Annotated in this window: 9 protein-coding genes; 7 read left to right on the plus strand and 2 right to left on the minus strand. The window is 36.8% G+C overall.

The genetic code is table 11. From position 1 onward, the window contains the following. Window positions 1-133 precede the first annotated feature (133 nt). From IGJ66_RS02685 to IGJ66_RS02710, 6 genes are all read left to right on the plus strand, one after another. Window positions 134-1,273 (plus strand): ArgE/DapE family deacylase, encoded by a 1,140-nt coding sequence (locus tag IGJ66_RS02685; RefSeq protein WP_430616795.1) that lies wholly within the window; start codon window positions 134-136, stop codon window positions 1,271-1,273. Between the two features lie 779 nt (window positions 1,274-2,052). Continuing rightward, entirely contained in the window at window positions 2,053-2,874 is an 822-nt protein-coding gene (locus IGJ66_RS02690) for a PRD domain-containing protein (protein WP_067481562.1), read from the plus strand. A gap of 101 nt (window positions 2,875-2,975) precedes the next feature. Next, complete coding sequence (locus IGJ66_RS02695; protein WP_071868640.1) at window positions 2,976-3,740, plus strand: carbohydrate deacetylase; 765 nt, start codon at window positions 2,976-2,978, stop codon at window positions 3,738-3,740. Window positions 3,741-3,799: 59 nt separating this feature from the next. Continuing rightward, the gene (locus IGJ66_RS02700) at window positions 3,800-5,173 is read left to right on the plus strand and encodes a PTS transporter subunit EIIC (RefSeq protein WP_430617014.1); all 1,374 of its coding nucleotides are present in this window, start codon (window positions 3,800-3,802) and stop codon (window positions 5,171-5,173) included. Between the two features lie 14 nt (window positions 5,174-5,187). Beyond that, window positions 5,188-6,516, plus strand: coding sequence for a maltose-6'-phosphate glucosidase (locus IGJ66_RS02705; protein WP_071868641.1), 1,329 nt, complete (start codon window positions 5,188-5,190; stop codon window positions 6,514-6,516). Window positions 6,517-6,527: 11 nt separating this feature from the next. Beyond that, complete coding sequence (locus tag IGJ66_RS02710) at window positions 6,528-6,986, plus strand: PTS sugar transporter subunit IIA (protein WP_067481570.1); 459 nt, start codon at window positions 6,528-6,530, stop codon at window positions 6,984-6,986. A gap of 261 nt (window positions 6,987-7,247) precedes the next feature. On the opposite strand, the gene IGJ66_RS02715 is transcribed toward IGJ66_RS02710, so the two are convergent. Continuing rightward, window positions 7,248-8,861: an FAD-dependent oxidoreductase gene (locus IGJ66_RS02715; protein ID WP_430616796.1), complete on the minus strand. Its 1,614-nt coding sequence runs from the start codon at window positions 8,859-8,861 to the stop codon at window positions 7,248-7,250. 578 nt (window positions 8,862-9,439) lie between these two features. Continuing rightward, complete coding sequence (locus IGJ66_RS02720) at window positions 9,440-11,374, minus strand: ABC-F family ATP-binding cassette domain-containing protein (RefSeq protein ID WP_430616797.1); 1,935 nt, start codon at window positions 11,372-11,374, stop codon at window positions 9,440-9,442. 223 nt (window positions 11,375-11,597) lie between these two features. Between IGJ66_RS02720 and IGJ66_RS02725 the strand changes: the two genes are divergently transcribed. Then, window positions 11,598-12,251: a redox-sensing transcriptional repressor Rex gene (locus tag IGJ66_RS02725; protein WP_067481576.1), complete on the plus strand. Its 654-nt coding sequence runs from the start codon at window positions 11,598-11,600 to the stop codon at window positions 12,249-12,251. Window positions 12,252-12,505: the final 254 nt, after the last annotated feature.

Below are 12,505 nucleotides of genomic sequence, written 5' to 3' on the forward strand. Positions count from 1 at the left end.
AGGCGCTTTTTTCTTTTTTTTCCACAATAAAAATGGGTTCTAACATAAATTTTTCGAAGCATTTGCAATGGAAGTTTAAAAAATGAATTGTGATACAATGTGGATAAAAGAAAATGGGATGGGAGAGAGTCAGATGAAAAAAGAAGAAAAAATTTCCATTTTGCAAGACCTTATTCGTATTAAATCAGTGAATGGCAATGAAGCTGAGGTAGCATCCTATTTGAAAAAACTTTTGGCTGAGCATGGAATGAAAAGCGAGATAGTTTCTTATGCTAAAGGACGAGATAATTTAGTTGCTACTTACCAAAGTGGCAATGCAGGAAAAGTTCTAGGTTTATCAGGGCATATGGATGTTGTTTCTGTAGGTGATGAAGCTGTTTGGACTTATCCACCCTTTGAAGCAAAAATTGAAGGAAATCGGTTATACGGTCGTGGAGCAACAGATATGAAGAGTGGACTTGCAGCAATGGTTCTTGCGATGATCGAGTTAAAGGAAACTGGAAAACCATTTAATGGAAAAATCAAATTATTAGCTACGGTGGGTGAAGAAGTAGGGGAACTAGGTAGTGAACAATTAACCAAAGCAGGCTATGTCGACGACTTGAATGGATTGATTATTGGTGAACCAACCAATTACAATTTGCTGTATACTCATATGGGTTCAATCAATTATACTGTCGCATCTTACGGTAAAGAAGCACATAGTTCTATGCCACAAGAAGGATATAATGCAATTGATCACTTGAATGAATTCATGACAAAAGTTAATGCAGAGATGAAGTGCATTGCAGAAATAGTTGAAAATCCTGTTTTAGGTCGGACGATTCATAACGTAACAATTATTAACGGAGGGAATCAGGTTAACAGCATCCCTAGTTATGCACAGCTACAAGGAAATATTCGTTCGATTCCAGAATTTTCAAATGATAAAGTCATTGAAACGTTGCAAAAGATTGTCGATGTCTTGAACCAAGGGAATGAATATCAACTTAAATTAACAATTGATTTCAATAAAATTCCGGTAAAAGCGAATCCCAAGTCTTCTTTGATCCATAGTATTCAAAAACAGTTTGAAGAGCCATTACCATTATTTGGTGCTGCCGGAACAACTGATGCAGCTGAGTTTACCAAAGCAAGACAGCCATTTGATTTTGTTGTATTTGGGCCAGGAGTACCAACCTTGCCACATCAAGTGAATGAGTATGTTGAAATTGATAATTATTTAGCGATGATTGATAACTACCAATCAATTATTCTTGATTATTTAGCATAACATCATTATTTTTTGTGAAGTGTGCTTTGAATTTTTACGTTGTAGAAATTTTCTAGCAGTTTGTAAAGGCTTAGAGGCTGGTTAGTGAATGACTAACGAGCCTTTTTTGTGGCGCTCAGTTCAAGTTTTTTCTTGTTAATAAATAGCTGATGTTGACACTCATTAATTTCATTAAAATCGTGATACTCTTGATGTAAAAATAAATATCATTCAATTAGACAGCGTACATATAAAATGAGAAACCTATCAAAGCATGTAGAGGTGAGTGATAGTAAATGGCAAACAATTGATTTAATACGGTAGCTAGAGAGACTGTATCTTTTTTATTTCTTAGGAGCGCTGTTTTTGCAATGCTACTTGATCTGTTGAGTTAGCTATTTTTTTGCATAGGGAGGATGTTTACTTTTTCTTAAACAAATCCAAAAAAAAGACAAGGTTTCAATCATAATTTCTTCACAATTAAGTTCTATTATAAATACATACCAACAAACAACCCTATACTTTTTCATTTTTACTCCTCAAGTAAAAATAACTCCTAAGGCCGCGGCTACCCACCGCGGTCGTTTTTTTGCTATTTTGCTAGAAAACTGGTTTCATAATGAGAGTGGTTAAAAAAACATTGACAGCGTTTTCTTTATTTGCTATATTGGGCGTATAAATAAAGAGGGTGCAACTATTAAATTAGGCACGACCTAGGAAAAGTACTTTTCTTAGGTCGTTTTTTGTTGTTTTAATAGTAGATCACATAAAATTATTCTTTAGAGAGGATCCGTGCAGCAATGAAAGTTGTAAAAAAAATCAATCATAATGTGGTGCTAATTGATGATGAAGGAATAGAGAAAGTTGCGATGGGAAAAGGAATAGGTTTTTCTACTTCTGTCAATGAACTATTTGATCCGACTGTTGCAGATAAATTTTTTACTTTAGATTCTAAAGAAAAAACGAAGATGTTTACGGAAATGGCTGCTCAGATTCCAATCGAATTTATTGAGTTTTCTGAAGAGGTGATTCAATTTATTTCAAAAAATATCTCATCTCAGCTGGATTCAAATATTTATATCGCGTTGACAGATCATATTTATTTTGCAATCCAAAGACAAAAGGAAGATAGTCAAGTAACAGCTATTATGTTGCCTGAGATGAAGTTGCTTTATCCTGATGAATATGAAACAGCAAAAGAAGTCGTTGCTCTTATCAATCAACGGTATGGGACACAATTAGGTGCTAATGAAGTTGGGTTTATTACAATGCATATTATCAATGCGGAATTGGGTGAGCCCAATAGTTTTAATAGCTTGAAAATATTGGAAATGACCAAAGAAATCAGCTTGGCATTGGAAGAAATTTATGGCTATCGCTTTGATACAGACTCCTTGATCTATTCCCGGATGATGATCCATATCAAATTTTTGGCAAAACGGTTAGTTTATCAAGAAGATTCTTCAAGTAAAAATATTGGTTTTTTTAGTAATGCTTTTAAGGAAAGCGAGCCATATCGAGTCGCTTTTGCAATCAAAAAAATGATTGAAGAAAAGTTTCATTTAAACGTTCAAGAAAATGAAGTGACTTATCTCGCAATCCATTTAGCAAGAATTCAATAATTAGGGCGTAACTATCAGGTAGGCGTAACCTTTTGAAACACAAAATTTTTTGTGGTCATGAGGTTGCGTCTATTTTTAGTGAAAAAGAAAGGAAGGAAGAAATGGGAAAAGTAATAATTAATTCAGATGATTTTGGTTATAGCAATGGCGTAAATTATGGAATTGTTGATGCTCATCAGCAAGGGATTCTAACTTCAACAACTTTAATGGCAAATATGCCAGGATTTGATCACGCAGTAAAGTTGAAAAAAGAATTACCAGATTTAGGGGTTGGCGTTCATTTAACGTTGACATGTGGAGAACCACTTTTGAAAAATGTAGATAGTTTGATGGATGGAGCAAACTTCAAAAAATTAGCTTTTTATCAACGGCCTTTTGAAATAGATGGTGACCAGTTATATGAGGAATGGAATGCACAAATTCAAAAGGTTTATCACGCTGGAATCATTCCGACTCATTTAGATAGTCATCATCATACGCATACTTTTGGAATGAATCAGGAAGTTGTTGTGGCATTAGCAAAAAAATATGGGTTACCTGTTCGTGGAAACTTTGAAAAAAGAGCAGAAGTTCGGCACGTTGATTATTTTGAACCACATTTTGATGATGTTGGAGAAATGATTGTAGAAAAACGTCAGATTAATTGTTCAGTGGAAGAGTATTTAGAAGGACTACTAGAAATTTTACGTGAAGAAAAAACTGTTGAAATCATGTGTCACACAGCTTATATTGACCAGTTGCTGTTAAATGGATCAAGTTTTATTTATCCACGAGTCAATCAAGTTGAATTTTTAATTCACTCAGCTTTTGCGAAACAAGTGAAAGAAGATGAATTGATTGAACAAATCACGTACAAAGAATTATAGATAAGGGGGAGAAAAAGTTGCAAAATTTTAAAGAAAGCGTACAAAAACTTGGTAGAGCAATGCTGTTACCGGTAGCTGCAATGCCGTTAGCTGGATTAATCATGCGTCTCTCAGCTGATGATATGTTAAATATCCCAGTGATTGGGGCTGCCGGAAATGCTGTGTTTGGAAATTTGGATATTCTATTCGCAATTGGGGTAACGATTGGATTTGCGAAGACGAAAGACAAAGGGATTCCAGCACTTACAGGTTTCTTGGCAATTGCAACGTTGAAAAAAGGATTGGAAATCATGAATCCGGCAGTCAACATGGGGATATTTGGAGGGATTATTTCTGGTTTGGTTGCGGCTTGGACGTATAACCGGTTTAAAGAGCAACGCTTACCAATGGTGTTTTCTTATTTTGCTGGTGAAAAATTTCCATTGACGATGGTTATGATTTTTCAGACGATCACTGCAGTTATTTTTGGCATTTTATGGCCATTTGCACAAGCGGGAATCGACAGTTTTGCACGATTATTAGTTAACATGGGTGCTTTGGGTGTTGGAATTTTCATGTTCTTGAATCGGCTACTGATTCCTTTTGGACTGCACCACGTGCTTAATACGTATGTCTATTATGATCTAGGTAGTTATACTGCGCCCAATGGCGAGGTTTTTCGAGGAGAAATGACCCGTTTTATCAATGGTGACCCACAAGCAGGCTTGTTTTTATCTGGATTTTTTGTGGTTATGATGTTTGGGGTACCAGCGATTTGTTTAGCTATTTATCGAGCTGCGTTTAAAGAAAATAAAAAGATGGTGAAAGGGATCATGGGGAGTGGAGCAGCTACTTCTTTTATCTCGAATATCACAGAACCAGTAGAATTTAGTTTTATGTTTATTTCACCAATGCTATACGTTGTTCATGCGGTATTTGCTGGTTTGGCTGGAATGGTTTGCTACTTGTTGAATATTAGGATTGGTTTTACATTTGGTGCTTGTATCGTAGACTATCTAATCAATTTTAAGATTGCGACGAATGCGATTTTGATTCTTCCAGTTGGCCTCGTATTTTTTGGATTATACTATTTTACTTTTTATTATTTAATCAAGAAACGGGACATTCCAACTTTAGGAAGAGAAGTGGCAACGGAATATGGCGCTGAGGCAGTAACTGAGGAAAATGAGTTGGTTTTAGCAAGTAAAAATTATGAATACATGGCAAAAAAAATGTTGCAAGCTTTTGGTGGTTCCGAAAATATTTCTGATGCGTTTAGTTGCAACACACGTTTAAGAGTTGAAGTGGAAAAACCAGAAATCGTTGATGAACAACGTATCAAACAGTTGGGCATCAGTGGTTTGATAAAACCAACAGAAAAAAATTATCAAGTCATTATTGGGCTAGAGGTTACGTATGTAATGGCGGAATTCAATAAATTATTAGAGCAATAGAAAGGAAGAAAAATATGACAAAAAAACAAATTATTACAATTGCTGGTGGAGGTAGCACTTATACACCAGGAATCATTCAAGCAGTATTAAATAATTCAGAACGCTTACCACTCTCAGAAATTCGGTTGTATGACATTGATGCACAAAGAAATGAGGACATGTACTTGATTATTCAGTATATGTTGGAGAAAGAAGGTTTTTCAGATGTCGTAATCTCATCAACAGAAGATCCAGAAGTAGCTTTTACTGGTTGCGACTTCATTTTCTCGCAAATTCGAGTTGGTGGTCTGAAAATGCGTGAAAAAGATGAAAAAATTCCTTTGAGTCATGGTTTGGTTGGTCAAGAAACTTGTGGTTTGGGTGGCTTTGCTTACGGGATGCGTTCAATGAGCGGGCTCTTGGAAATCGTAGGATATGTACAGAAATATGCACCTGAAGCATGGATTTTGAATTATACGAATCCTGAATCAATTGTTTCGGAGGCTGTTCGTCGACGCTATCCAAAAGCGAAAATGATTAATGCTTGTGATATGACAATCTCAATTGAAGAAACAATTGCGATCAACTATGGGTATGATCGTAAAAACTGGATTCCGACATATTATGGATTAAACCATTTTGGTTGGTACACAGCTATTTATGACAAGAAATTGAAGCGTGATGTTATGCCTGAAATCATCAAAAAGCTGAACGGTCAGGAAATGCAGGTTGCAGACTTTAATGCTGGAGATCAAACATGGCAAGAAGCATTTAGTATGATGTCTGTAATTACAAAGAACTTTCCACAAAATATTCCGAATAATTATTTAGAGTATTATTTATATCCGGATATGGTTATTGAGCATTCTGACAAAAACTATACTCGTGCTAATATGGTGATGGAAGGGCGAGAAAAAAATACCAAAGAAATGGCGAAAAAAATTCGGAATGGTGTGACCAAAGATGTTTTAAACTTTAACTTTGGTGAACATGGTCAATATATCGTTGACATGGCAACCTCTTTACTAAACGATGAGCGCCGACGTTTTATGTTGATTGTTCCGAATCAAGGTGCTATTCCTAATTTACGCCCGGACGCCGTGGTAGAAGTTCCTGCTTATGTCGGAGCAACAGGTGTGGAACCCATTTCCTTGAGAGAACCAATTTGTGATTTTCATAAAGGTATGATGGAAGCACAAGTAGCAGCAGAAAAACTATTAGTTGACGCTTATTTTGAAGGTTCATATCAAAAAGCATTACAGGCATTTACACTAAATCAAACAGTTCCTAATGCCAGAGTTGCGAAAAAAGTTTTGGATGAAATGATTGAAGCGAACAAAGAATACTGGCCAGAATTAGTTTAGGAGATGAAAGAATGCTTTTTTTTAAAACGAAGAAGATGTTGAAGTCTGTTGCGAACGGCTATGTTATCCCATTAGAAGAGGTTGATGATGAAGTTTTCTCTTCAAAAATGATGGGTGAAGGCTATGCCATAAAACAACATGATGGTAAGGTTTACGCACCGGTTGAAGGACGCGTGGAGAGTATTTTTCCAACGCTTCATGCACTCACGATTGCATGTAAAACAGGTGAGAAATTATTGATCCATATGGGAATAGATACTGTGGAATTAAAAGGTAAACCTTTTTCAATTCAAGTAACCAAAGACCAGAAAGTAAAGGCTGGAACATTGTTGGCTATTATCGATCTTCCACAATTAGAAAAAGCACAAAAAGAGGCTACACTTATGGTTGTTTTTCCGGGAATGACTAAGGGGAAAATTTTGAAAGAAAAACAAAAAGTTTCCTTACAAGATGAGTTGTTCCAATTTTAGAGCAAAAAGAATATCATTTATTTTTATCTCATCCGAAGTAAGAAGCATCGTGCACTGTAACCAAGCACGATGCTTCTTTTATCATTCATTTGTTGCAATGTTGTCTAGTTGGTGGCAGTTAGGTGTTTTGTATCACAAGCTTTATCCGCGGTGTTCCCAAAGCAACTCCTCCATATAGCTTACAGTCACTTCAAAATATGAAGAGCTATTTTAAGTGACTGCTTGCTATCATGTCGGAGCTGAACGCTTAGCGCCACAACCTTATTCCTCAATCATCATTGCCTTAATACCAAAACCTGCCAAAATTCGAGCAGAAGTATACGTATTCAACCCTTTTCTAAAAGTAAGAAAGACTTGTCGATCTTTAGGAATTTCATCAATTCGATCACGCAATTCGTTCATCGGAATATTTTTGGTTGCTTCGATACTACCAGATTTTGGCTTATCTGTTTCGCGGATATCTAAGAAGAAACCATTTTTTAATTCTTCTTGGGTTAATTCACTTGCTTTGATTGTTTCCACTGTATTATTCAGTTGATTGATTGCAACGTAACCAGCGATATTCAATGGATCTCTAGTAGTTGAATAAGGTGGAGAGTAGGGCAACTCAAGATCTGGTAAATCAAAGACAGTTAAGTTTCCTGTAATGGCAACAGATAATTCCCCAATTCGTTTATCGACACCATGTTCACCAACTGCCTGCCCACCCAAAATTTTACCAGTTTCTTCTTCAAAAATCAGTTTGAGATTTAGTCGAGTAGCACCTGGATAAAAATTAGCATGATCAAAAGGTGTAATGAAAATTGTTTTATAGTTAGTGATACCTGCGTCTTTTAATTGGTGTTCAGTAAGACCAACATAACTTGCAGTATAGTTAAAAATTTTTGCTACACCTGCACCAATATATCCACGATACGTAAATGGCGCACCATTTACGATATCTGCTAGTAGATGGCCTTGCCGATTTGCCGCACTTGACAACATGCTTGGTGTTGGCTGATGCGTAATAACACTAGTTGTTTCGATAATATCACCAATGGCAAAGATATCAGGAAGATTTGTTTTTAATTGATTATCAACGATAATTTGGCCATGCTCATTCATTGAAATACCAGCAGACTGAATGATTTCATTATTTGGTGCTACACCAGTGGCAAATAAAATCATGTCGGGATGCAGAAGATCTCCATCTGATAAGTCGACTTCGCTTCCTTGTTGTCGAATTTCATTGATGTGCGTATTTAAATGAACCGTTAAGCCTTGTTCAATTAGTTTATCATAGACTAAATCGGCAATCTCATGATCGTAAGGAAAAGCAACTTGATCTAGCTGGTCGACTAAAGTCACTTCCATACCGCGATGCTTAAAGTTTTCAGCTAGTTCCAATCCCATGACTCCAGCACCTAAAACTAAAACATTTTTCGGAGCATTGTTTTGAATGAAGGATTGGATTTTGTCGGCGTCAGTCACACTACGCAAAACAAAACCATTTTCGGCTTGGTCTGCACCAGGGATTGACGGTAAAGTAGGACGAGCCCCCGCAGAAATAATTAGATAATCATAATTTGTTTGGCTGACTTGGCCAGTTGTTAAGTCATGGATGGTCAACTCTTTTTTATCTGGGTCAATCTTTGTGACTTCGTGTTTTGTAAAGACATCAATATTGTTTTTAACTTTTAAAATTTCAGGTGTCCGCTCGATCAATGAATCACGATCATCAATTACTTGTCCGAGATAATAAGGAAGTGCACAACTAGCATAGGAAATGTGTTCACCTCGTTCATAAATCACAATTTCATGTTCTTCATTTAATCGGCGTAAGCGAGTTGCAAAGGAAGGACCGCCAGCAACGCCACCAATGACTACAAATTTCATAAAAACAACTCCTTTTCTAATTTGAATAGTACTATTTTATTTGTAATCCAGCAAAGAATTGTGCCGGAAGCAAAGCAAGTAATGGAAATGAGCAAAAAGAAAAAAGCATGTGAGACGAAAAAAAGTCGCTACATGCTTTTTTGACAAGTAAATAATTGTTTTATTTTGTGGTGAAGATTTTTAATTTTTGTGTCAGCTTAATGTTGTGTGTCACAACTTTAGCTATAGTGTTCCCAAAGCAATTCCTCGAAATAATTCATAACTGTTCGAAAATATGAAAAGCTATTTTGAGTGCCTGTTCACTATCTTGTCGGAGCTAAACGTTTTGCGCCGCAACCTTATTCACGGTGTTCCCAAAACAACTCCTCCATATAGCTTACATTCACTTCAAAATATGAAAAGCTATTTTGAGTGCCTGTTCGCTATCTTGTCGGAGCTAAACGTTTTGCGTCGCAACCTTATTCACGGTGTTCCCAAAACAACTCCTCCATATAGCTTACATTCACTTCAAAATATGAAAAGCTATTTTGAGTGCCTGTTCGCTATCTTTTCGGAGCTAAACGTTTTGCGCCACAACCTTATTCATACTCTTCCAACTCAATACTCAAGTTTTCCCAATCAACTAGCTTTTCTTCTTGCTCAACTCGCGCATTTTCCAACTGCTGGTTCAAGTCGTTTAATTTTACATGATCGTCAAGAACATCAGGACGAACCATTTCGGCCTCTAGCTGTGCAATTGTTTCGTCCAATTGTGCCATTTCTTCTTCGACTTGCGTAATTTTTCGACTTAAACTACGCATTAATTTTTGTTGTTCTTTACTTTGATAGTAATTTGATTTGCTAGTGGGTGTTTCAACGACTTCTGTTTGTTCTTCTTTTGCCAAGAGTTCTGCAATTTCTTCTTCTTCCTGTTTCTTTTCCAAATAATAATCATAGTCGCCAAGATACATCTTGCTACCATTTTCAGATAACTCAACAACCTTTGTTGCGATGCGATTGATAAAGTAACGGTCATGAGAAACAAAGAGCAGGGTACCATCGTAATCTATCAGAGCATTTTCTAGAACTTCTTTATTATCAATGTCCAAGTGGTTTGTTGGTTCATCAAGAATTAAAAAGTTTTCTTGATTCATCGCTAGTTTGGCTAACGCAACTCGTGCTTTTTCGCCACCACTTAATAACGGAATCGTTTTTTCAACATCTTCGCCAGAAAACAAAAAAGCTCCTAGCGCACTACGAATTTCTTTTTCCGGTAAAGTAGGATGCTCATCCCATAATTCTGCCAAAATTGTTTTATTTGTGTGTAAGTCTGCTTGTCCTTGGTCATAGTAACCAATTGTTACATTCGTTCCAAGGTGCTGATTTCCTCGAATAAACGGCAGCTGATGAATAATTGATTTAAGCAAAGTTGACTTCCCGATTCCATTTGGTCCAACGAGAGCAATCGCTTCTTGACGACGAACATCTAAATTAATTGGCTCGGATAATACTTCACCGTCGTAGCCAATTGCAGCATCTTCCACTTGTAAGACAACATTTCCAGAAGGTTTTTCTGCGTGGAAAAGAAAATGCGCTTGCTTTTCATCCCCTTGAGGACGATCTAGGCGGTCCATTTTTTCTAGCGCTTTCCGACGGCTCTGGGCACGCTTAGTTGTTGATGCTCGCACAAGATTCCGCGCAACAAAGTCTTCCAGTTTGTGAATTTCTGTTTGTTGTTTTTCGTATGCTTTCCAATCACTTGCAAGTTGTTCCGCTTTTAGGTCAAGATATTTGGAATAATTTCCTTTGTAATGACGCATCTTTTGACGGCTAAGCTCGTATACTTCAGTGACAACTTTGTCAAGAAAATAACGGTCATGTGAGACAATTAGTAAAGCACCTGTGTAGCCTTGTAAATAATTTTCTAACCATGAAAGTGTTTCAATGTCCAGGTGGTTAGTTGGTTCATCGAGAATCAAGATGTCTGGATGTTGCAAAAGCATCCGAGCTAGTGCAAGACGGGTTCGTTGGCCACCTGATAAAGTATCGATTGTTTGTTCATAAAAAGAAGGATCAAATTTGAATCCATGCAAGACGGAACGAATTTCGTTTTCATAACCATAGCCGTTTTTGTCGGAAAATTCGTGTTGTAATCGATCATATTCTTTTAAAAAAGAGTCGTAAGCAGGTGTTTCAGGGACTCCTTCACTGATTGCAATCTCTAGTTCGCGCATGCGTTGTTCCATTTTGCGAACTTCTGCAAAAGCTTTTAGCATTTCGTTCCAGACGGTTTCATTAGAAGACAAACCGGTATCTTGCGCTAAGTAACCGAGTGTAGCTGTTTTATTTTTGGTAATCGCGCCTTGATCCGGAGCTTCTAGACCTGCAATTATTTTTAGTAATGTTGATTTTCCAGCACCATTGCGACCAACTAAGGCAATTCGTGCGCCAGTGCTGATTTCTAAATGAATATTTTGAAACAAAACGTCCGCACCAAAATGGCGGGCGACTTGGTTGGCTTGTAATAAAATCATCGAATCCTCTTTTCTACTTTGTGAATTCTTCTAGGAATAAAAAGTAATTTTCAACTTGTAGTCTACCATAAATTCATTAAGACTGCGAGATTAGCGACAATGATAAAAAGATGAATAAAGAGTAAAAATTCACAATATCCGAGCAATCAAATTGATTTTTTCCTATAGATACTGCTATGATGGGTAAATCAAAGAAAAATTAGAAACTCGTGGAGGTAAGCAAGTGAAAGATCATATAATTCCAAAGGCAACAGCAAAGCGTTTGCCCTTATATTATCGTTATTTGAGAATTTTAAATAATGCTGGAAAGAAAAAAGTTTCTTCAACTGAATTAAGTGAGGCAGTCCAAGTCGACAGTGCAACTATTCGACGTGACTTTTCTTATTTTGGAGAACTAGGAAAACGTGGCTATGGGTATGACGTGGAAGATTTAATGCACTTCTTTGCTAAAACGCTAAATGATGATCAACTAACAAACGTTGCCTTGATTGGTGTCGGAAATCTTGGAAGCGCCTTGTTAAAATATAAATTCCATCAAAGTAATAGTATACGTGTTAGCTGTGCTTTTGATGTCAATGAAGAAATCGTTGGAAGAATTGTTGATGGAATCCCTGTCTATCCAATGGATGATATGATGGAACAAATCAAGATCCAACAAATCGAAGTAGCTATTTTGACTATCCCAGCTTCAAAAGCGCAAGAAGTAGTAAACCGTTTAACTGAAGCAGGAATCAAAGGGATTCTCAACTTTACCTCTGCGCGATTAAACGCGCCAGCAGATGTTTTGATTCAAAATGTTGACTTAACAAACGAATTACAGACATTGATTTATTTCTTGCATTCAGATGCAACTTTAAACACAATGGATGAAGAATAAGCTAAAGAAGGTTGTGGCGCAAAGCGTTTAGTTCCGACAAGATAGCGAGCAGACACTAAAAATAGCTTTCCATAGTTTGAAGTGAATGTAAGTTATATGGAGGAGTGGCTTTGGAAACACCGCTGAAAAGGTTGTGGCGCAAAACGGTCAGCTCTGACAAAATAATGAGTAACTGACAAAAATAACCTTTCATATTTTTGGACAGTTGTGAATTATTTCAAGGAGTTGTTTTGGGAACACCGCTTATTCATAAA

It is taken from the genome of Enterococcus sp. DIV0176, assembly GCF_050528535.1.
GTDB lineage: Bacteria > Bacillota > Bacilli > Lactobacillales > Enterococcaceae > Enterococcus_B > Enterococcus_B thailandicus.